We start from the raw sequence: 19,665 nt of genomic DNA on the forward strand, positions 1-19,665 counted from the left end.
CGCTGCTGCGGACGGCGGCCGGTGTGTCGTGCCCCGGGCGCGCCTGCCCGGTGGCTCGGTCACATCAGTACGTGTTCCAGCAGCCGCAGTAGATCCCCTGTCGCATCCGCGGCGCCGAGCGCCGGCAGGGCGCCGAGCGCGAGCGTAGTCGCGGCGAGTGGCCACAGGTGCGGGGGCGGGCTCGCCTGGAGGGCGGCGATGCGGCGGGTGACGGCCCGGTCGGTGAAGTTCAGGGCGCACGACGGCGCCGGGCGCCCGGCGCTGAGCGCGGCGCGTGCGAGGGCGCGCGCCGTGGTGGAGCGGTCGCCGACCGCGTCGGCGGCCTGCTCGTCCGCCCAGCGCTCCATCAGGAACGTGACCGTGGCGCGGACGGGCACGAGCAGCGGGTCGGCCGCGACGGCGAGTGCCACGGCGGTCGACAGGAACGCATGCCGGTGCGTCAGATGGGCCCGTTCGTGGGCCAGCAGCACCCGGCGCTCCGCCGGTTCGAGGGCGCAGAGCATCGCCGAGGTGACGAGGATCCGGCCCGGTGCGCCGCCGCTGCCGGGGATGGCGAACGCCTGCGGCACCGGGGAGGCGGCGACGATCAGTTCCGTGTCCGGCGGATGCCCGGCGCACAGCGTCCGCAGGGCGCGGCGCATGAGGCGTTCGGCGCGGGCGGCCCGGTACACGCGCACGGCGATCAGGACCAGGGCCAGGGCCGCGGCGACGGCTATCACCTCCGGAACCGGGTCGGGCAGCGGGCGGCCGTCGTCGCGGGCGTCCGCCACGACCGGCGGGGCCTGGCCGATCAGGGTGACCGCGAGCAGGACCAGCGACCAGACGGTGGCGGCGGCCGTGAACACGGCGGACACGGCCAGCACCCGGGCCGCGAGCGCGGGCGCCACACGCCTGCCGACCAGCGGGCCGACCGCGGCCAGCAGCAGCGAGAGCAGGATCGGGACGTAGACGTCGATCTTCATGCGCCGCCTCCTCCGGGGAGCGCGCGCCCGCCGAGGAAGTCGCGCAGGGCCTGCTCCTCCTCGGGGCTGAGGCCGGACACGAACTGCTGGAGCGTGGCGATCGGGTCCGGGCCGCGGTCGAGGGCCTCGTGCATGGCCTCGGCGGTCAGCTCGGCCGCGTTCTTCGCGGGCCGGTACGCACCGCGCCGCCCGTCCACGTCCCGCAGGACGAGTCCCTTGTCGTAGAGGCGCTTCAGGATGGTGTGCACGGTGTTGTAGGCGAGGCCGCCGTCGATCTCGGCCTGGATCTCGGCCGGCGTGAGCGCCTGCTCGGTGGCCCACAGCGCGGCGAGCACCTCGCTCTCCAGCTCACCGGCACTGCGTCGTTCCGCCCTGCCCCCAGGGACTCTGCCAGCCATGCCCGTAACCTTACAGCGCGTAGGGGATGGGGGTGTCGGCGGCGGAGCCGGACCGCCCGTCCACCGGAGCGGGCCCGGTCCACTCGATCGGCGTAACCGTGTCCGCGAGGAATCCGGGCCGTCGGCCCTCTCGCGCTGCAACTCCGGTCCGTCCGCGCTAACTTGTCCGTGTTTTACCTGTTTCTTTCCCGATTTCCACCGTCGACCCTACGGCTTGTAGTGTGTGATGCCCCTACGGTCTGTAGGGGGTGAGGGATGGGTATGGCCAACAGCTCGAACACCACACTCGCAGGGGTCCACAGGCTCGCGGGGCCGTCGGTGGCCGGCATGTCGTGGCGCGACCGCGGCCAGGGACTGATCGCCCTCGTGACCGGCGCCTTCACGCTGGCCCAGCTCCTCCTCGTACGGCCGGGCATGGGCCTCGGCTGGGACGAGACGGTGTACGTCAGCCAGATCAGCGTCCACGCCCCCGCGGCGTACTTCAGCGCGCCGCGCGCCCGGGGCATAACCCTGCTCGTCGCCCCGATCACCTCCTGGTCCTCCTCCACCGCACTGCTCAGGGTCTATCTCGCGGTGCTGTCCGGCGCCGCCCTGTTCCTCGCCCTGCGCGCCTGGCGGGGCCTCTTCCCGGCCCGCGTCCTCGCCCTCGGCGGGGCACTGTTCGCGAGCCTGTGGGTGACCCTGTTCTACGCCCCGCAGGCCATGCCCAACTACTGGGTCGCGACCGGCGCTCTGGCCGCCACCGGCTGCTTCCTGCGCGCCCACGCGGACAGCGCAGACCGCGCGGCCCTGTGGGGCGTCGCCGCGGGCGCGGCGCTGATGGCGTGGATGCGGCCCACCGACGCCGTCTGGACCACCCTGCCCCTGCTCGTCCTGCTGGTTCTCGTACCCCGGTGGCGGCGCCTGACGCTGCTGTCGGTGCTGGCCGGCGGGCTGGCGGCCGGGGCGGTCGAGTGGATCGTCGAGGCGTACACCAGCTACGGGGGGCTCCTGCAACGCCTGTCCGACGGCTCCGACATTCAGGGCGGCCTGGGCTGGAACGTCGCCGTCGGCGACCAGTTGCGCAGCCTCGGCGGACGCGCGCTGTGCCGCCCGTGCACCGGCCCGATGCCGAACCCCGCGGTGACCGCCTGGTGGTTCGTGCTGCCCCTGCTCGCCGTGTTCGCCGCGGTCATCGCGTGCCGAGCCCGGCGCCCGGCGCCGCCGAGCCGCACCCTGGTGCCGCTGGCCTGCGCGGCGACTGCGGCCTTCCCGTACCTGTTCCTGATCGGATACGCCGCGCCCCGCTTCCTGCTCCCCGCCTACGCCCTGCTCGCCATCCCCGTCGCAGACGCCCTCCTCCACCTGGTCACCGCGCCGGACGGCCGGTGGCGGCCGATCACCGCGACGCTCGTGGCGGTCGCGCTGGCCGGACATCTGGCGGTGCAGTACGAGGTGCTCCACCGCACCGTGCACCGGACCACCGCCGACCACCGCGCCTGGTCCCGCACGGCCGCCGAACTCCACCGGCTCGGGGTCCGGCCGCCCTGTCTGCTGACCGGGAACGAGGCCATCCCCATCGCCTTCTACGCCGGCTGCTCCTCCGCCGAGACCAGCGGCAGCAACGAGAACAGCACCGCCGCCGCCGTGGCGCGCACCGCTCAGCGCATGCCCGTGGCGTACCTGGACACTCCCTCGGGCCGGCCGCCGTCGTATGCGCGCGGCTGGAGTTCCCACTCCTTCGACGGCGTACGCATCCTCGTCGCTCCTCCTGTCGCCCGGGACGGACGCGGATGACCCCTCCGGCCACCACCGAGGTGGCACCGGACATCCCGGCGGCGTCGACCGACCGGGCGGCGACCCTGCGCGGACGAGCCCCCTGGCAGACGGCCGTCAGCCTCGCTGTGCTCCTCTGCGCCGCATTGCTCGCACGGCATCACTGGCCGGTGATCGAGACCGGCGCCACCCGCCTCGCGAACGCCGACCGGGGCTGGTTGCTGCCGGCGGCCGTGGCCACCGTGTCGACCTGGGCGTGCTCGGCACTCGCCCAGCAGGGTGCGGTGGCCGAGGCGCTGCCCGGCAGGCGGCTGGTCGCGGTGCAGTTCGCCGCCTCGGCCGCCAATCACGTGCTGCCCGCGGGCGTCGGCGCGGGCGCCGTCAACCTCCGCTTTCTGACCCGCTGCGGACTGTCCATGACCCGCTCGGCGACCGCGCTCGCGGTCAAGGCCACGGCCGGGGCAGTGACACGGGGCGCGCTGATCGCCCTTCTCGCGCTGTTCGACCCCGGGCCGCTGCGCCTTCCGCGCGTGTCCGCAGCGGTGGTGGCGGCCGCACTCCTCGTGGCCGGGGCGGTCGTGCTGCTGCTGCGCGGACCACTCCGCCGTGCCGCGCGGGCGGTGCTGGCGGATGTACGGGCCGTGCACCGGCTGCCCGGCCGGGCAGCGGCCCTGTGGGGCGGTTCGCTCGCCTTCGCCTCACTGCACGCGCTGGTGGTGGTCACGGTCACCCGGTCCCTCGGCCTGCCGCTGCCACCCGACCGGGTCGCGCTGGCCTACCTCGCGGCGAGCAGCGCGGCCGTCCTGCTGCCCACTCCCGGCGGCATCGGTTCCCTGGACGCCGCGCTCGCCCTCGCGCTCACGCTCGCCGGAGCCCCCGGCAGCGCGGCGGCCTCCGTGGTCCTCGGCTACCGGCTGCTGACGGTGTGGCTGCCGCTGGTCCCCGGTCTGGTCGTGCTCGGCATGCTCGTGCGGCGCAAGGCGCTGTGACGGCGGGAACCGGGACGGGCGGGGCGCGTGACCTGCGCCCAGATCACCTCGCCGGAGGCGGGCTCATGCCACGTGGCAGTCAGGATGCGTTCAGGTTCCCGGTGGCACCGTCGGGCCCCATGACCTATGAGACATCCGAGACGGCGGGTCTCCGGAACTCCGCCGAAGCCACCCCCGCTCCTCGACTGCGCTGGAACAAGGTTCCCGAGGTCACCGTCTACTTCTGGGTGATCAAGGTCCTGTGCACGACGGTCGGCGAGACCGCGGCCGACTTCCTGAACTCGAACCTGGGCATGGGCCTGACCGGTGTGTCGCTGCTGATGAGCGCGCTGCTCGCGGTCGTGCTCGTCGTCCAGTTCCGCACGAAGGCGTACCGCCCCGGCGTGTACTGGCTCGCCGTGGCCCTGATCAGTGTCGTCGGCACGCTGATCAGCGACAACCTCACCGACAACATGGGCGTTTCGCTGACCACCTGCACCACGGTGTTCGCGATCGTCCTGGCGATCGTGTTTGCCGTCTGGTACCGCACCGAGCGGACCCTGTCGATCCACCACGTCGACTCCACCCGCCGCGAGGCCTTCTACTGGCTGGCGGTCCTGTTCACCTTCGCCCTCGGCACGGCGGCCGGTGACCTGGTCGCCGAGAAGATGGACCTGGGCTACTGGATCTCCGCGGTCCTGTTCGCCCTGGCGATCGCCGCGGTCGCGGTGGCCCGCTTCGCTCTCGGCCTGAACGCCGTGTGGGGGTTCTGGATCGCGTACATCCTCACCCGTCCGCTGGGCGCCTCGATGGGTGATTACCTCTCCCAGCCGACCGGCGACGGAGGCCTCGGCCTGGGCACCACAGTGACCAGTGTGCTGTTCCTCGCGGTCATCCTCGGCCTGGTCATCTACCTGACGGCGACGCGTACGGACGTCACCGAACCGGAACGGGGCGCGCGACACGCAGCGTGACGGGCCGGTCACGCATTCAGGATCCGTTCAGATCACCGCTGAGAGGGTCGGACACGACGCGGCTGCCGTGCGCAGTCGTCCCCCACCGTCCCCACAGGGCGCTCGCCTCCGGACGAGCGCCCTGTGGCATGGACCGAACGGAGTGTCCGCACCTTGGAGAAGTCCGAAGTCCCCACCGGCCCCGAGGCCGCAGAGGCCCGAAAAAGCGTGGTGAAGAAGCTGCCGGAGGTCACGCTGACCTTCTGGATCATGAAGATCGCGGCGACCACCCTGGGCGAGACGGCGGGCGACCTCTTCGCCCAGACCCTCAAACTGGGCTACTTCCTCACCACGATCGCACTGTTCCTGATCTTCGTGGTGACCCTGGTGGTCCAGCTCCGCTCCGCCCGCTACAACCCCTTCTTCTACTGGACCGTCATCCTGTCGACCAGCATGGCCGGAACGACGATGTCCGACTTCATGAACCGCGACGCCGCCGCCAAGTACCTCCCGAAGGGGACCACCTCGCTCGGCTGGGGACCCCAGGGCCTGGGCCTCGGCTACCCCGTCGGCGCCGCGATCCTCATCTCGATCCTCATCGCGATCTTCGTCGTGTGGAAGCTGTCGGGGATGACGTTCGTGATCCGCGACATCGTCACCTTCCGCGGCGAGGCCCTGTTCTGGTCCGCGATCCTCGTCTCCAACACCCTGGGCACGTCGATGGGCGACTTCCTCTCCGACAGCTCCGGCCTCGGTTACGCGGGCGGTGCGCTGCTCGTGACCGGGGCGCTGGTGGTGCTCGCCGTCCTGATGCGTGTGCCGGCGGTGCCCAATGTGCTGCTGTTCTGGATCGCCTTCGTACTCACCCGCCCGCTCGGCGCCACCGCCGGTGACTTCCTCACCAAGCCGGTCGCCAAGGGTGGCCTGGACCTCGGCACCATGGGCTCATCGGCCGTGCTGCTCGCGATCCTGTTCGGCCTGATGGCGTACGCCCACGTCAAGGAGCGCAAGGACAGCGGCGCGCTCCCCGGCGCCGCCGGCGAGCGGGACCGGGTCAGCCGGCGGGCAGACTGACCACGAACCGGGCCCCCGGGGTGTGCAACGGATCGTGGTGCACCTCGCCCCCGGCGGAGCGGGCCAGGCGCCGCGCGAGCGGCAGTCCCAGACCCGCTCCGCCGTGCCCGTCGTCCGGATCGGCCCGCCGACCGGGCTGGAAGAGCTGCCCGGCGAACGACTCCGGTACGCCCGGCCCGTCGTCCGTGATGTCGATGCGTACGCCGTCGGGGGTGCGCCGGGCCTCGACGGCGACGGAGGAGCGGGCGTACCGCAGCGCGTTGGCGAGCAGCGGGCTGACGATCCGTTCCAGCAGGGCGGCCTGGACCCCGGCCTCCAGGTGCTCGTCGTGCGCGCGGACCCCGACCGTCACCCGGGCCGGGGCGGCCAGGCCCGCGGCGAGCTGCCGCAGCGCGGGCAGGACCTCGGCCGTGCCGGGCACCGTTGCCGTGCCCTCGCGTGCCTCGTCCAGCAGGGTGTCGCAGATGGTGTGCATCGATTGGGCGGCCTCGGCGATCACCGCGTGGGTGGCCCTGGTGTCGGCATCCGAGCGCGGGCGGGACTGCCACCAGTCCAGCTCGGCGACGATCCGGCTGAGAGGTGTGCGCAGTTCGTGCGACAACTCCGCGGTCAGCCGGCGCTCATGGCGCAGCACCGCCCGGATGCGGTCCAGGAGGGCGTCCAGCGATGTGCCCAGCCGGGCCAGTTCGGCGGGCCGCTCCACCGCGCCGAACCGTTCCTCTGACGCCACGGCGCTCCACTGCGTGGCCTGGTCGGTCATCGTGCCCACGGGACGCAGCGCCGTGTCGACCGCGAGGCGCGTCAGGGCGTAGGTGCACGCGAGCATCACCCCGTCCAGGGCGAACGACCCGAGCAGCAGCGTGTCCGCCGAACTCCGGTACGGGGAGAGGTCCAGGGCCGTGACCACCGTGGCCGCGCTGCCTCCCGCGCGGTGGGGTACGGGCCGGGCGCACAGCCGGACGGGCCCGTGCTCGTGGTGGCCGGCGACCGTGACGCAGTCCTGGCCGCCCTGTGCCACCAGCTTCTGCGCCGTCCTGGTCAGTTGCCCGTGAGCCGTGGTGGACGACGGCTGTTCGATCAGACGCGCACCGGCGTAGATCCACACGTTCGCGTCGAGGAGCGCGTCGTTGGAGGTCTCCAGGACGCGCACCTTCGGGCCCCTGGTGTCGATGGTCGTCGCGACCGCCGCGGCCCGGGTGCGCAGTTCGTCGTCCGCCTGGCTCTGGAGGTGCCGGCGAACCACCGTGTTGAAGACGACGGTGAGGATCACCATCAGGAGCGTGGCGGTGGTGAGCGCCACCAGGGAGAGCCGGCCACGCAGGGTGCGCGGCTTCAGCCGGGCGAGCGGGGCGGCCGGACGAGTGGGGACGGCCGTCATGACAGCCGGTGGCCGATGCCGCGCGCGGTGCCGATCGTCAGCCCGCTGCCTGATGCGCGCAGCTTGCGGCGCAGCCGGGTCAGATACTGGTCCAGGGTGTTGTCGCTGACCAGGGCGCCCTCGGGCCAGCCCGCCCGGATCAGCTCGCGGCGGCGCACGATGTCCCCGGCCGCCGCCATGAGAGCGGCCAGGAGACGGAACTCCGTCGGTGTGAGATCGACGCGGCTGCCGTGCACGGTGAACCCGTGCCGGACGGCGTCCAGGACCAGATCCCCGGTGGCGGTCACGTTCCGGGGCGCGGCCCGTTTGAGCGCCGCCCGCAGCCGGGCGGCGAGTTCGGTGAGGTGGAAGGGCTTCGGCAGATAGTCGTCCCCGCCGGCGGAGAACCCGGACAGCCGGTCCGTGAGCCGGTGATGGGCCGTGAGGAAGATGACCGGCGCGAGGAAGCCGTTCGCCCGGATCGCCTGGCACACATCGCGCCCGTCCGCGTCCGGCAGCCCGATGTCGAGGACGGCCGCGGAGACGTCCTCGTCGGCCAGCCGCAGGGCCGTCGCACCGTCCGGAGCGGGCACGGTGTCGTACCCCTCGTCCCGCAGGCCGCGCAGCAGCACGTCCCGCAGTGCGTGATCGTCCTCGACGACCAGGATCTTGTGGCGCATGGTCCTCCGTGGATCACCCGGCCGCACTCACCGGGCCGAGGGGAGCCGGTCCGGCGGGGCTCGCGGTCCGGCGGGGCTTCCGGTTCGGCGGGGCTTCCGGTCCGGCGGGGCTGTATCCGGCAGGGCTACAGGGGAGTGCTCACCTGGCTTCCGAGGTGACGTCCTGCCGGGAGGCGGACGCCAGGAGCAGAGGACGCAGAGGGGTGTCCTCCAGACGACGGGCCAGAGTGTCCGGGCGGCGGCTCAGCGGGATCATCGCGACGGACGCGACGAGCGCTCCGACGACGAACCCGGTCACCACGTCGTGCGGGTAGTGGGCGCCGATCCAGACCCGGGAGCCGGCCATCGCGGCCGCCGCCACCAGTGCGACGTAACCGATCCGGCGGGAAACGAAGTACAGGGCGACCGCGGCCGCCGCGGCTATCGCGGTGTGGTTGCTGGGGAACGACCAGTCGCCCGGCGCCGGACAGGCCTCCAGCGTGGCGATGTGCAGGCTCTGGCAGGGGCGGTCCTCCCGGACCAGCAGCTTCAGCCCGGAGTTCACCGCGTACGCGAGGACGACCAGCAGCGGGACCGCCAGGGCGAGCAGGGCGGCGCCGGAGCCGGTGCGACGCGCCCGCCACCACCCGATGACCATCAGCACGGCGAACAGCCCGAGCCCGTACGTCGACCATGCGGAGATCAGGGAGTCCAGCCAGGCGGGTGCCCGGTGGGACAGATCCACTATGTCCCTGTAGGCCGAGCCGTCGATCGACGAACCGTCGAAGGCGTACATCATCCGCGGACACCCTCCCTCGCGGCCCGGCGGGAGCGCAGGAGCTCCAGGGCGACCGGGATCAGCGAGACGAGGACGATCACCGCGATCATCGGCAGCAGGTACTTGTCGACATTCGGCACCGACGAGCCGAGAGCGTATCCACCGAGGGTGAGGCCGAGGCTCCACGCCAGGCCGCCGATCACCTGCCAGAGGGTGAAGGTCCGCACGGGCACGTGCAGTGCGCCTGCCATCGGGTTCAGCACCGTGCGCACCACGGGTACGAAGCGGGCCAGGACGATCGCCTTCGCGTGCCCGTACCGGTCGAGCAGCTCTTCGGCGCGCTGTGCGCCCTCGTGCAGCCGGGCCGAGCGGCTGCGGGCGAGCAGCGCGCCGCCCGCCTTGCGTCCGAGCAGATAGCCGACCTGCGAGCCGGCCAGCGCGCCGACGGCCGCCGAGACCAGCAGCAGGGGCAGCGACAGCTTCACCCCGTGCTGGCCCGATCCCGTGCAGAGCAGGCCCGCCGTGAACAGGAGGGAGTCGCCCGGCAGGAAGAAGCCGATGAGCAGGCCCGTTTCGGCGAACATCACGACGCCTACGCCCAGCACGCCGAAGGCCGCGAGCAGGGACTGGGCGTCCAGCACATTCACCGCGAGCTGTGATCCCAGTGACAAGGGTGTGGCCATCGTCGCGAGCCCTTCCGTACGGGAGGCCGGGCGCGACGCGGCGTCACCCGGCGGCTGACTACAATTCTGTAGACCGTCTACTGAACTGTAGACGATAATGGGGTGACGAACGTTCCCGTGATCACCCCAACGGGTGAACGGGTCCGTCAGGCCGTGGCGAGCGAGATCTCCGTCGATTTGATCAGAGCGACGACCGAGGAGCCGGGCGTCAGACCGAGGTCGTCCACGGCGTCCTTGGTGATCGCGGCCGTCAGTGTGCCACCCACGACCGTGACCTTGACCGAGGCCATGGCCCCGCCCGTGGTGACGCCCTCGACCGTACCGGGTACCTGGTTCCGGATGGAGACGCCCTCGACCGCAGCGTTGGCCAGCGCGACCTCCGTCGACTTGACCAGCGCGTACACGGCGGCGCCGGGTGCGAGGTTCAGCTCGTCGACGGCCTCCAGGGTGACCGCGGCGGTGACGTCCTGGCCGCCCGCCAGTCTGACCTTGACGGTCGCCATGACCTCGCCCGGGGTGACGGCCGTGACGGTGCCGGGAATCTGGTTGCGGATGCTCAGGTTCATGGGCGTGCCTCGCGGAGCGTGGGGGGATTGTCAGGGTCTGCCCTGGCTGCGCCCACGGTAGCGGGATTCGTGGGCGCGGGCCGCCCCGGCGCAGCGCGTCAGGCCGGGTACGCGTGCGTCTGCGCCGCCTTGACGGTCGCCCAGACCGTGGCGCCCGGATGGAGGCCGAGTTCGGCCGCGGCGACGGTGGTCAGGTCCGCCACCAGGGGGAGCTGACCGGTGAGGCCGGCCCGGATCTGGTCGCCGTGGGTCTCCAGCCCAGCGACCTCGCACCGCCAGAGATTGCGTGCGCTGGAACCGCTGGGCCGGTCCCGGTACAGGGTCACGGCGCCCGGGGGGAACGCCACGAAGACGGGTCCGGACAGGTTCTCCGAGGTCGTGATGGCGCGACCGGCGTCGAGCCGCACGGTGTGACCGTCCGCCTTCCCCTTGTAGAGGTTCAGGCCCACCAGCTGCGCGACGTAGTCCGTACGCGGACGGCGGGCGATCTCGGCGGGGGAGCCCTCCTGGACCACGCGGCCGTGCTCGATCACGACCAGCCGGTCGGCGAGCACCATGGCGTCCAGCGGGTCGTGCGTGACCAGGACCGCGACCGCCTCGAACTCGTCCAAGTGGTGGCGGAGACGGGCCCGCACCTCCAGCCGGGTGCGGGCGTCCAGCGCGGCGAGCGGCTCGTCCAGGAGCAGCAGCCGGGGCCGGATGGCCAGCGCACGGGCGAGCGCGACGCGCTGGGCCTGACCGCCGGACAGCCGGCGCGGCTTGGCGCCGGCGTGATCGGCGAGGCCCATGCGCTCCAGCCATGCGCCGGCGACGGCCTGCGCCTCGGCCTTGGACGCGCCCCGGCAGCGCGGTCCGAAGGCCACGTTGTCGAGCGCGGACAGATGCGGGAAGAGCAGATAGTCCTGGAAGACGACGCCGACGGGGCGGGACTCGGGCGGCGTACGGTCCAACGCGGTGCCGTCCAGCCGCAGATGCCCGCCGGAGAGCGGGACGAGCCCGGCGAGGGCGCGCAGGGCGGTGGTCTTGCCGGCGCCGTTCGGCCCGAGCACGGCGACGACGTCGCCCGGCGCGGCGGTCAGCGTGACGTCCAGACGGAAGGAGCCGCGGTCGACGACGAGCCGGGCGTCGAGCCCTTCGCCGCGCACGCCGGTGGCCGCGGGGTCGGCGGTGGTCCGGTCGACGTGGGTCATGGTGCCGTCATCCAACGCTCCCGCAGCCCCGCCAGCACCGCGATCGACACCGCCAGCAGCACCAGACTCAGGGCCATTGCCGCCGCCGGGTCGTTCTGCAGCGCCAGGTAGACGGCCAGCGGCATCGTCTGCGTACGGCCGGGGAAGTTGCCCGCGAAAGTGATCGTCGCCCCGAACTCACCGAGCGCCCGTGCCCACGCCAGCACGGCGCCGGCCGCGATGCCCGGCGCGATCAGCGGCAGCGTGACCCGGCGGAACGCGGTGAAACGTGAGGCGCCCAGCGTCGTGGCGGCCTCCTCGTAGCGCGGATCGGCGGCCCGAAGCGTGCCTTCGACGCTGATGACGAGGAACGGCATCGCCACGAACGCCTCGGCCACCACCACCCCGGCCGTGGTGAACGGCAGTGTGATCCCGAACCAGGAGTCCAGCCACCGTCCCACGACACCGTTGCGCCCGAGCGCCAGCAACAGCGCCACACCGCCCACCACCGGCGGCAGCACGAGCGGCAGGGTCACCAGCGCCCGTACGAGACCCCGGCCCGGAAACTCCGTACGGGCCAGCAGCCAGGCCAGCGGCACGCCCAGCACCAGGCTCACCGCGGTGGCGAGGGTGGCGCTGACCAGGGACAGCTGCAGCGCCTGCCACACCTCCGAACTGGTCAGCTGGTCGGGCAGAGTGCGCCAAGGAGCCCGTACGAGCAGGGCGACCAGCGGCAGCAGCAGAAACACCAGACCGGCCAGGGCAGGCAGCAGCAGCGGCAGCGGAACCCCCGGGCGGCGGACACGCCCGCGCCGCGGCCCGCCCACCAGGGTCTCGGCCGCGGCATCGGACATGTCGAGCCGGGTCATGGCTTCAGGAACCCGGCCTCGGTCAGGACCTTGCTGCCCTCGTCGGACTGCACCAGGGCGATGAACGCCTTGGCCGCCTCGGCGTTGGGCGCGTTCTTGAGCAGGACGATCGGGTAGTCGTTGACGGCCTTGGCCGACTCGGGGAACTCCACGCCCTGGACCTTGTCACCCGCCGCCTTCACATCGGTTTTGTAGACGACCGCGGCGTCGGCCTCCTTCAGCTCCACCTTCGTCAGGGCGCTCTTGACGTCCTGCTCGTACGACACCGGTGTCAGTTTCAGGCTGCTCGCCTTCAGGGCCTTCTGCGCGGCGGCCCCGCACGGCACCGTTTTGTCGCACAGCACGACCTTCAGGCCGGACTTGGTGAGGTCCTTCAGGGAGGAGACCTTGTCCGGGTTGCCGGGCACGGTGGCGATCTCCAGCTGGTTGCGCACGAAGGTGGTGGGGGTGCCGGCCGCGTCGTTCTTGTCCGTCACGATCGCCATGGTCTTGGGGCTGGCCGCGGCGAAGACGTCCGCCGGGGCGCCGCCGGTGATGCTCGCGGCGAGGGTGTCGCTGCCGCCGAAGTTGAAGGACACCTTCGTGCCGGGGTGCTCCTTCTCGAACTCCTTGCCCAGGGCCGTGAAGCTCTCCTTGAGGGAGGCGGCGGCGAAGACGGTGACCGTGCCGGACAGCTTCGGCGACGAGGACGCCGAGGAGGCCGACTTCGTGGTGGAGCCCGAGTCGGACGAGGAGGAGCAGGCGCTCAGGGCCAGCAGCGCGGCGGCCCCCGCACCGGTCACCTGAAGCATCCGGCGGGTCCGGCGCGCGGAACGGGTCATCACGGGTCCACTCCCTCTGTCGTCCGGGAGAGATCCCCCGGACCCCTCCGATATGCCGATCATACTGGCGCAGATGCTGTCCGGAAGTCTCCTGTCGCATCGCATGAGCAGGGCTGTTGCGGGAGCGGGGTGCGCATGTGCGTTCGTACGGACGGGTCGGGGGCGCCGGTCAGGTCCTGGGGCGCCGGTCAGGTCCTGTCGATGTGCACGTTTGTCGACTTCACGCGCGCGGTGGCCTCCATACCGACCTCCAGGCCCAGTTCCTCCACGGCCTCCCGGGTCAGCAGGGAGACCAGGCGGTGCGGCCCCGCCTGGATCTCCACCTGGGCGGCCACGTCACCGAGCTTCACTGCGGTGACGATCCCGGGGAACGCGTTGCGCGCGGAGGTGTACGAGGGGGCGTCCTCCTCGCCGGTGCCGCCGCGCGCCAGTTCCACCGAGAACGCGGCCAGATCCCTGCCGTCGATGACCCTGCGCCCGCTGCCGTCGCGCCGGGTCGCAACCCGGCCGGCGTCCGCCCACCGCCGCGCGGTGTCCGGGCTCACCCCCAGCAGACGGGCGGCCTGGCCGATTGTGTAGGACTGCATGGGCGCCACGATAGGCGCCCGCGCGGTCCGGGCCGCAACGCGCCCCGGAAGTGCCCTCGCACGCCGGATCTGCCCAAACGGACATGGCCGGGCCTGTCCCCATGGCAAGATCCGACGCCATGGGTGTGTCCTTGGCTATGCGGAGTGTGCGCGCGGCGATGTTCGCCATCGTGTGCGTGCTGCTCGCCGCCGGGGGACACACGCTGGCCACCGGCGCCGTTCCGCCGGTGTGGGTGGACGCGGCCGGTTTCCTGCCCGTGTTCGCGGCCGGTGCAGTGCTCGCCGGGCGTGAGCGCTCGCTCCTCGGTATAGCCGTCGCGATGCTCACCGTGCAGGCCGGACTGCATCTCGCCTTCGACGCGGCCGGCCCGTCGGACGGGCCGATGCACATGGCGGGCACGCCCCAAGGGATGCACATGGCCGCCCAGTCGCACGCGATGACTTCCCACGTCGTCGTCGCGCACCTGGCCGCCGCCCTGCTCGCGTCCTGGTGCCTGCGGCGCGGTGAGGCCGCCCTGTGGTCGCTGCTGCGCAAGGCCGTCGCCTTCGTCCCCGGCCTCGCCGCCTGGTGGCGTACGGCGCCACTGCCCGCGTACGTCACACCGTCACGCCCGTGCGACCACCGGCGTCACCTCCTGAGGCAGGCGCTGCTCCGCCATGCCCTGTCCCGGCGCGGCCCGCCCCCGGGGACCTCGTACGCGATCTGAACCCCCCGACATCGAGCACGAGTACGGAGTTTCCCCACCCATGTCCACGATGCGTACCACCCTGCGCCGCGCCGGCACCGTCGCCGCTCTGACCGCCGCCGGCGTCCTCACCGCGGCGGGCGCGGCCTTCGCGCACGTCACCGTCCACCCCGGGAGCTACGCCAAGGGCGCCACGGACGGTGTGCTGACCTTCCGGGTGCCCAACGAGGAGGACACCGCCGCGACCACCAAGGTGCAGGTCTTCCTGCCCACCGACCACCCGGTCCTGGGCGTGCTGGTCACCCCGCAGGACGGCTGGACCGCGCAGGTGACCACCACCAAGCTCAAGACGCCGGTCAAGACGGACGACGGCACCATCACCGACGCCGTCTCCGAGATCACCTGGACCGGCGGTCGTATCCGGCACGGCCAGTACCAGGACTTCAACGTCGCCTTCGGTCAGCTCCCGGACGACGCCGACCAGTTGACCTTCAAGACGCTGCAGACCTACTCCGACGGGAACGTCACCCGCTGGATCGAGGAGACCCCCAAGGGCGGGCAGGAGCCGGAGAACCCGGCGCCGGTCGTCCAGCTGACCGCCAAGGGCACGGCGGAGGACAGCGGATCGGCCGCCACCGCCTCCACCGGCACCTCGGAGAAGCCGAGCGCGTCCACGACGGCCAAGGCCGCCTCCACCTCCACCGACGACTCCACCGCCCGCGGCCTCGGCATCGCGGGCCTCGTCGTCGGCATCCTGGGCCTGGCCGCCGCGGGCTTCGCGATCGCCCGCGGCCGCACCGGAGGCTCCTCCGGATCCGAGTGACCGGATCCCCGTTCCGTCGGCGCCAACAGTCAACCCCTGCTCATGCGGTGATTACTTCGCCGGTCACGGCGCCGCCGGTAGAGATCGACGGCTGAGGCGCCGTCTGCGGGCCGGTGTGGTGCTGGTGTGAGCGCGGCACGCATACGGGTGACGGCACTGTGTGGCCGCTGCCTCTTTGAGACCCGACAGACTCGAAGAGCGCAGCGGCTACGAGAGCCCATCGTCGTTGAGCACCTGTGAGGCGCGAACTTGACATTCGGCGCTCTTTTGGATCACCAGCAGTACCTTTCCGCCACCGAAATCCCGAACGGGTACTGCGGGCCGGGCGGGACGGGGTCAACCAGCCAATCTCGCCGAACCGGCCGTGGCGTCGATCACCGTTCCCGTGGCGCCACGGCCGCGTGGGCTGCGACGCACACTCCTGCCCGAGGATCCCCGGCGCCGCTGCCGCAGCGGTGCCCTGACGCTCATGAGCGACGGCCGACGGGTCCTACGGAACAAACAAGTCCGCCAGATAGGTCGGCGTGGCCTCTATCTCCGCATAGCGCCCTGTCTCCTTCGACCAGGCGAGGTTCCCGGCGGTGAGCGCGTGGAAGTCCCTGGCACAGCTGAGCGCGTCGACGATGACGTCGTCGGAGAGGCCGGCGCGCTCCAGCCGCGCGGGCAGGACCTCTTCGAGATCGAGGATGCGCTGGACATATCCGGCCTGCATCACGGCCACTCGCTCCACCGCCTCCTGGAGGCTGCACCGGTGATGGTGGCAGATCACCGTGACGGCGTTGAACTCATAGTCATGGGCGAGTTCTTTGGGCAGCGGGTAGGGGCCCGTGGCGAGTGGCGGCTGCTGGCCGCCTGCCACAACCTGCGCAAGATCTTCCGACACATCGGGACCGCCGGACTCACTGCGGCGATCGGCTGACCGACCCCGGCCAGCATCCCCTCCAGGCCGACTCCCGGGCCGCCAAGCCCTCTGCCCCGCCCCGGAGGGCACTGACTGGGCGCACACGACCGACCCCAGCGATCACGACCACCCGGCCGCTCGTCCGTTACTGACCCACGCTCCTAGCGCTCTTCGCCAGGGTCCTTGATATGGAGCGCGCCTCAGCAGTGTGCAGAGGCGGCCAGGGAGTTCCGGGCGGAGAATGGAGGTGGTCGACCGCGAACGGGTGGACTGCGGTCGTCGGCGCCGGTCAGATCTGAGGAGGCACCGTGACCGAGACCTATGACCCCCGTCGTACGACGGTTCTGCTCGTCGATCCCTACAACGACTTCCTTTCCGAGGGCGGAAAGATCTGGCCCAGGGTCGAGCCCGTGGCCACGAAGGTCGGGCTGCTGGACCACCTGCGTTCCGTCGTGGCCGCCGCCCGGGAGGCCGGTGTACGGGTGGTCTTCGTCCCGCACCGCCGCTGGGCGCCGGGCGACTACGAGACCTGGGACCACCCGAACCCGACCCAGCGCCAGATCATGGAGCGGCACAGTTTCGCCCGCGGCACCTGGGGCGGGGAGTTCCATCCGGACTTCCAGCCGCAGCCGGGCGATGTCGTCGCGCAGGAGCACTGGGCGCAGAGCGGGTTCGCCAACACCGATCTGGACCTCCAGCTCAAACAGCACGGCATCACACACGTCGTGCTGATCGGCCTGTTGGCGAACACCTGCGTCGAGTCCACCGGCCGTTTCGCCATGGAACTCGGCTACCACGTGACCCTGGTCAGGGACGCCACAGCCGCCTTCCTCCCCGAGATGCTGCACGCCGCCCATGAGCTGAACGGCCCCACCTTCGCCCACGCCATTCTCACCACGGGCCGGCTCGTCAAGGCCGTCGCGGCCTAGAACTGCCGCATACGACCTGTGCAGGCTTCGCAGCCCCTCAGACCCACTCCCCCTCAGATGGATGCTTGAGGATCTTCTGGGAGGCGGCAGCGACGTCCTGGGGACTTCGTGTGTACACGGCTGCCGTCCTTTGCTCACGCCGAGCGCGCTCAGCGCTACGTCCAGCTCTTCCTCTGCGACATCGACCACAGCCTCAGCAATCTGCCGAAGCGGCTCACTCACGTAGCAGCCCCGTTTCAGCTGGTCGCACGCTTCTTGACCGTCACAGGCAGCAGCTTCTTACCCGTCGGCCCGATTTGTGTGAACGTATCCATTTGCGGGCACACGCCGCAGCCGAAGTAAGGCATGCCCGGTGTGGACGCCCTACCCGTCGATCGCGAAGCGATAGACCGTCGACTGCCGGGCGTGGAAGCCGAGGCGTTCATAGAGCCTGTTCGCTGCCGCGCGATCCGGCCGGGAGGTGAGATCAACGGTCCGGGCGCCCGCCTCCCGGGCAATCCGCAAGGCCTCCTGAGTGAGGAGGCCGGCGACTCCTTGGCCCCGCGCAGCGCTGTCCACGACGACGTCTTCGACGCGGGCCCGCAAGCCGGACGGCAGCGGCAGCAGCACCAACGTCAGGGTGCCGACGATCTCATCGGACGTCCGGGCGACGAGCACCGTGTTCCCGTCACATCTCACCATCCGGTCGACCGCTTCGTAGCCGAGCGGCTTCGCCGTCGAGGACAACTGCGGCAGCAGCCGACCGAAGGCATCCACGAGTTCCTGAGCTTGCCCCCCCGTCCCGCCGAGGCCGCAGTAGTCGTTGCGCGAGAGGTACTGCTGGTGGCTGCAGTCGCTCGCGACACCCCTGCCGTGCTGATCGTCGCGGATGACAACCGTCGCGGGGATGTGCCGGGTGGTACGGCCGTACTGGTGCCGAACTCCGCGGACTTGCTATGCACCTGCCATGCAGACGGAAGTGTGGGGATCGTTGCTTGGTGTCGCGTTGGGCGGTGGCTTGTCGTACCTGGCTCAGCTCACTACCGCGCGGCAGGTCAGTCGGGCCGAGGATGCCCGGCATGCGGCTCAGCTGGCCGAGGCCCGGCGTGCTGAACAGCTGACGCTGGTGCGCGAGTTCATCGGCCTCGCTCAGGAAGGGATATTCCTCGCCTCGACGCGGGACTCCGCGCCTGACTGGGAAGCTGCAGGGACACCCGAGTGGCGCGCGGCTGCCAGAAGTGTCAACGAGCGCCTTTGGGTGTGCGAGCGCATGATCAAGGTGCTGTTCAGCCAGGAACTCTTCGAGCGAGCATGGGCCTATGCATCCGCCGTGGACCACGGCCTGTGGCGCCAGCCGGACGAAGCTGTCGCTGAGGGGCCGCTGTGGGACTGCCTGACTGGGCCCGAGACCGAATTCCTGGAGGCAGTACGCGCGGAAATCGGTTAGGCCGTTACAGTCCCGGGGCCGATCAGAGGAGGCAGTTCCATGGAGCCGCGCAGGGGCGGCGAGGAGGGTGACGAGCCAGCGCGGCTCAACCGTGATGGCGGCGACCGAGTGGTTACCGCCTGTTCAGGGCATACCGCAGAAAGCACGGGACGCCAGCCCTTCGCGACACCACGAGTTCAACCTCAGTAGATAAAAGGTCTGTGAGCGCGGCTTGACGTGGGTCATCAAGCCGCGTTCACAACCCCTTTCAGAGGCAGTGACGTTCCTGTCTGCTAGCGGAGGAGTCCCAGGACCTCCTTCAAGCTGTGCTCGGCGATGCCGATGTCACACCCTGTGGATCAGGGACGCGGCCGGAGTGAAGCGTGCGGGCTGGATTGTTGACTCCAACCCTGATAAATCGTCTTGTCATGGCCATGGACATGATTGAACTGCACAGTATCAATCGTTGGGAGGCGTCCTTCCTGCGCGAGGAGGTGGGCGGCTACTTCACCCACGGCGTCGAGTTCGCGCCGGGCGCGACAGTACTCGACGTGGGCGCCAATATCGGTGTGTTCTCGGCGGCCGTCTATGAGCGGCTGGACGGGGATGTGCGGATCTACGCCTTCGAGCCGATGCCGCCACTCCACGCGACGCTCGAACGCAATGCTCGCGAGTTCTTCAACGGACGTCTGACCGCGCTCCCTTATGGTCTGGCGTCCCGTGACGACGAGCTCGATTTCAGCTACGTTCCGGCCGCCACGATCTTCTCGTCCTCTTTGCGGGACCAGGGGAACATCGAGGCTGAGCGGCAGCGGGTCACCGCCACCGTAGTCGAGATGATCCGCCAGGGCGGCCTGGGACCGGTCCTGCGCCGCGTACCCGCTCCCGTCCTCAGCTTTCTCGTCGGCCGCAAGCTGCGGGTGATGCGGCGGCTTGAGACGCACCGGGTGAAGGTCAGGCCCCTGTCATCAGTGCTCGACGAACAGGGCATCGACCACATCGACCTGCTCAAGGTCGATGTGGAAGGCGCCGAACTCGATGTGCTCAGAGGCATCGAGGAACGGCATTGGCCGCTGGTCCGGCAGGCTGTCGTCGAGGTGGAGCGCTGGCAGCAGAACCGCGACACAGTCTGCGAGGTCTTCCTCACACACGGCTTCACGGTCAGCGCGGAGCAGGACCCGGTGCAGCAGGCCGCCGACATCGGCATGGTGTTCGCGGTCAGGCCCTGACCACGCGCAGCACCGGGTACTCGATGACCATGTGGTACGCGGGTGGTGCGGCTACGGGAAGTGACATCAGTCGCTGACATTCGGAATGTCACC

At 71.0% G+C, this 19,665-nt stretch carries 22 protein-coding genes; 9 read left to right on the forward strand and 13 right to left on the reverse strand.

The genetic code is table 11. The annotated features are described in order from the left end of the window. Positions 1-59: 59 nt before the first annotated feature. Together ABT186_RS01380 and ABT186_RS01385 are read right to left on the reverse strand one after the other, a co-directional pair. Positions 60-962, reverse strand: a complete 903-nt coding sequence (locus ABT186_RS01380; protein ID WP_351922911.1) for a M48 family metalloprotease — start codon at positions 960-962, stop codon at positions 60-62. Beyond that, positions 959-1,360, reverse strand: coding sequence for a BlaI/MecI/CopY family transcriptional regulator (locus tag ABT186_RS01385; RefSeq protein WP_351221762.1), 402 nt, complete (start codon positions 1,358-1,360; stop codon positions 959-961). The genes ABT186_RS01380 and ABT186_RS01385 overlap by 4 nt, the downstream gene beginning before the upstream one ends. A gap of 261 nt (positions 1,361-1,621) precedes the next feature. Between ABT186_RS01385 and ABT186_RS01390 the strand changes: the two genes are divergently transcribed. The 4 genes from ABT186_RS01390 to ABT186_RS01405 all read left to right on the forward strand — a co-directional run bounded on the left by ABT186_RS01390 (position 1,622) and on the right by ABT186_RS01405 (position 6,110). Then, on the forward strand, positions 1,622-3,136 hold the full coding sequence (locus ABT186_RS01390) for a hypothetical protein (protein ID WP_351221763.1): 1,515 nt from the start codon (positions 1,622-1,624) through the stop codon (positions 3,134-3,136). Beyond that, positions 3,133-4,104 (forward strand): lysylphosphatidylglycerol synthase transmembrane domain-containing protein, encoded by a 972-nt coding sequence (locus ABT186_RS01395; RefSeq protein ID WP_351221764.1) that lies wholly within the window; start codon positions 3,133-3,135, stop codon positions 4,102-4,104. Before ABT186_RS01390 ends, ABT186_RS01395 begins: the two co-directional genes overlap by 4 nt. Positions 4,105-4,223: 119 nt before the next feature. After that, a complete protein-coding gene (locus tag ABT186_RS01400) occupies positions 4,224-5,057 on the forward strand; it encodes a COG4705 family protein (RefSeq protein WP_351221765.1) in 834 nt (277 codons plus the stop codon). Positions 5,058-5,210: 153 nt separating this feature from the next. Beyond that, entirely contained in the window at positions 5,211-6,110 is a 900-nt protein-coding gene (locus ABT186_RS01405; protein WP_351221766.1) for a COG4705 family protein, read from the forward strand. Here ABT186_RS01405 and ABT186_RS01410 read toward each other — a convergent pair. The 9 genes from ABT186_RS01410 to ABT186_RS01450 form a co-directional block, all read right to left on the reverse strand. Further along, complete coding sequence (locus ABT186_RS01410; RefSeq protein ID WP_351221767.1) at positions 6,091-7,488, reverse strand: sensor histidine kinase; 1,398 nt, start codon at positions 7,486-7,488, stop codon at positions 6,091-6,093. The genes ABT186_RS01405 and ABT186_RS01410 overlap by 20 nt on opposite strands. Continuing rightward, positions 7,485-8,147: a response regulator transcription factor gene (locus ABT186_RS01415; protein ID WP_351221768.1), complete on the reverse strand. Its 663-nt coding sequence runs from the start codon at positions 8,145-8,147 to the stop codon at positions 7,485-7,487. Before ABT186_RS01415 ends, ABT186_RS01410 begins: the two co-directional genes overlap by 4 nt. Positions 8,148-8,286: 139 nt before the next feature. Then, entirely contained in the window at positions 8,287-8,925 is a 639-nt protein-coding gene (locus ABT186_RS01420; protein ID WP_351221769.1) for a phosphatase PAP2 family protein, read from the reverse strand. Further along, complete coding sequence (locus ABT186_RS01425; RefSeq protein WP_351221770.1) at positions 8,922-9,587, reverse strand: DedA family protein; 666 nt, start codon at positions 9,585-9,587, stop codon at positions 8,922-8,924. Before ABT186_RS01425 ends, ABT186_RS01420 begins: the two co-directional genes overlap by 4 nt. Positions 9,588-9,733: 146 nt before the next feature. Continuing rightward, entirely contained in the window at positions 9,734-10,153 is a 420-nt protein-coding gene (locus ABT186_RS01430) for a TOBE domain-containing protein (RefSeq protein ID WP_351221771.1), read from the reverse strand. Between the two features lie 98 nt (positions 10,154-10,251). After that, positions 10,252-11,343 (reverse strand): ABC transporter ATP-binding protein, encoded by a 1,092-nt coding sequence (locus tag ABT186_RS01435; RefSeq protein ID WP_351221772.1) that lies wholly within the window; start codon positions 11,341-11,343, stop codon positions 10,252-10,254. Further along, complete coding sequence (modB, locus tag ABT186_RS01440) at positions 11,340-12,191, reverse strand: molybdate ABC transporter permease subunit (protein WP_351221773.1); 852 nt, start codon at positions 12,189-12,191, stop codon at positions 11,340-11,342. Before modB ends, ABT186_RS01435 begins: the two co-directional genes overlap by 4 nt. After that, entirely contained in the window at positions 12,188-13,012 is an 825-nt protein-coding gene (modA, locus tag ABT186_RS01445; protein ID WP_351221774.1) for a molybdate ABC transporter substrate-binding protein, read from the reverse strand. Before modA ends, modB begins: the two co-directional genes overlap by 4 nt. A gap of 188 nt (positions 13,013-13,200) precedes the next feature. After that, positions 13,201-13,599: a TOBE domain-containing protein gene (locus ABT186_RS01450; RefSeq protein ID WP_351922912.1), complete on the reverse strand. Its 399-nt coding sequence runs from the start codon at positions 13,597-13,599 to the stop codon at positions 13,201-13,203. A gap of 101 nt (positions 13,600-13,700) precedes the next feature. Between ABT186_RS01450 and ABT186_RS01455 the strand changes: the two genes are divergently transcribed. Together ABT186_RS01455 and ABT186_RS01460 are read left to right on the forward strand one after the other, a co-directional pair. After that, a complete protein-coding gene (locus tag ABT186_RS01455) occupies positions 13,701-14,306 on the forward strand; it encodes a hypothetical protein (RefSeq protein WP_351922913.1) in 606 nt (201 codons plus the stop codon). 40 nt (positions 14,307-14,346) lie between these two features. Beyond that, positions 14,347-15,108: a YcnI family copper-binding membrane protein gene (locus ABT186_RS01460; RefSeq protein ID WP_351221777.1), complete on the forward strand. Its 762-nt coding sequence runs from the start codon at positions 14,347-14,349 to the stop codon at positions 15,106-15,108. A gap of 490 nt (positions 15,109-15,598) precedes the next feature. Here the strand turns inward: ABT186_RS01460 and ABT186_RS01465 are convergent, their stop codons facing one another. Further along, the gene (locus tag ABT186_RS01465; protein WP_351923244.1) at positions 15,599-15,991 is read right to left on the reverse strand and encodes an isoprenoid biosynthesis enzyme family protein; all 393 of its coding nucleotides are present in this window, start codon (positions 15,989-15,991) and stop codon (positions 15,599-15,601) included. Between the two features lie 326 nt (positions 15,992-16,317). Here ABT186_RS01465 and ABT186_RS01470 point away from each other — a divergent pair, with 326 nt between their 5' ends. Next, positions 16,318-16,938 (forward strand): cysteine hydrolase family protein, encoded by a 621-nt coding sequence (locus ABT186_RS01470; protein ID WP_351221778.1) that lies wholly within the window; start codon positions 16,318-16,320, stop codon positions 16,936-16,938. Between the two features lie 363 nt (positions 16,939-17,301). On the opposite strand, the gene ABT186_RS01475 is transcribed toward ABT186_RS01470, so the two are convergent. After that, positions 17,302-17,694: a GNAT family N-acetyltransferase gene (locus tag ABT186_RS01475; protein ID WP_351922914.1), complete on the reverse strand. Its 393-nt coding sequence runs from the start codon at positions 17,692-17,694 to the stop codon at positions 17,302-17,304. 190 nt (positions 17,695-17,884) lie between these two features. On the opposite strand from ABT186_RS01475, the gene ABT186_RS01480 reads away from it, so the two are divergent. Next, entirely contained in the window at positions 17,885-18,364 is a 480-nt protein-coding gene (locus ABT186_RS01480; protein ID WP_351221798.1) for a hypothetical protein, read from the forward strand. A 362-nt stretch (positions 18,365-18,726) separates the two neighbouring features. Beyond that, positions 18,727-19,572 (forward strand): FkbM family methyltransferase, encoded by an 846-nt coding sequence (locus ABT186_RS01485; RefSeq protein ID WP_351922915.1) that lies wholly within the window; start codon positions 18,727-18,729, stop codon positions 19,570-19,572. The last annotated feature ends 93 nt before the right edge of the window (positions 19,573-19,665 follow it).

Origin of the sequence: Streptomyces sp. NPDC001634 (genome assembly GCF_040298185.1) — a bacterium.
GTDB lineage: Bacteria > Actinomycetota > Actinomycetes > Streptomycetales > Streptomycetaceae > Streptomyces.

Coding starts and splice junctions, on each gene's coding strand:
- ABT186_RS01425 (WP_351221770.1), bottom strand. CDS start 9,587: ATGGCCACACCCTTGTCACTGGGATCACAGCTCGCGGTGAATGTGCTG.
- ABT186_RS01390 (WP_351221763.1), top strand. CDS start 1,622: ATGGCCAACAGCTCGAACACCACACTCGCAGGGGTCCACAGGCTCGCG.
- ABT186_RS01455 (WP_351922913.1), top strand. CDS start 13,701: ATGGCAAGATCCGACGCCATGGGTGTGTCCTTGGCTATGCGGAGTGTG.
- ABT186_RS01410 (WP_351221767.1), bottom strand. CDS start 7,488: ATGACGGCCGTCCCCACTCGTCCGGCCGCCCCGCTCGCCCGGCTGAAG.
- ABT186_RS01415 (WP_351221768.1), bottom strand. CDS start 8,147: ATGCGCCACAAGATCCTGGTCGTCGAGGACGATCACGCACTGCGGGAC.
- ABT186_RS01395 (WP_351221764.1), top strand. CDS start 3,133: ATGACCCCTCCGGCCACCACCGAGGTGGCACCGGACATCCCGGCGGCG.
- ABT186_RS01460 (WP_351221777.1), top strand. CDS start 14,347: ATGTCCACGATGCGTACCACCCTGCGCCGCGCCGGCACCGTCGCCGCT.
- ABT186_RS01480 (WP_351221798.1), top strand. CDS start 17,885: ATGCAGACGGAAGTGTGGGGATCGTTGCTTGGTGTCGCGTTGGGCGGT.
- ABT186_RS01450 (WP_351922912.1), bottom strand. CDS start 13,599: ATGCAGTCCTACACAATCGGCCAGGCCGCCCGTCTGCTGGGGGTGAGC.
- ABT186_RS01400 (WP_351221765.1), top strand. CDS start 4,224: ATGACCTATGAGACATCCGAGACGGCGGGTCTCCGGAACTCCGCCGAA.
- modB (WP_351221773.1), bottom strand. CDS start 12,191: ATGACCCGGCTCGACATGTCCGATGCCGCGGCCGAGACCCTGGTGGGC.
- ABT186_RS01435 (WP_351221772.1), bottom strand. CDS start 11,343: ATGACCCACGTCGACCGGACCACCGCCGACCCCGCGGCCACCGGCGTG.
- modA (WP_351221774.1), bottom strand. CDS start 13,012: ATGACCCGTTCCGCGCGCCGGACCCGCCGGATGCTTCAGGTGACCGGT.
- ABT186_RS01420 (WP_351221769.1), bottom strand. CDS start 8,925: ATGATGTACGCCTTCGACGGTTCGTCGATCGACGGCTCGGCCTACAGG.
- ABT186_RS01430 (WP_351221771.1), bottom strand. CDS start 10,153: ATGAACCTGAGCATCCGCAACCAGATTCCCGGCACCGTCACGGCCGTC.
- ABT186_RS01380 (WP_351922911.1), bottom strand. CDS start 962: ATGAAGATCGACGTCTACGTCCCGATCCTGCTCTCGCTGCTGCTGGCC.
- ABT186_RS01385 (WP_351221762.1), bottom strand. CDS start 1,360: ATGGCTGGCAGAGTCCCTGGGGGCAGGGCGGAACGACGCAGTGCCGGT.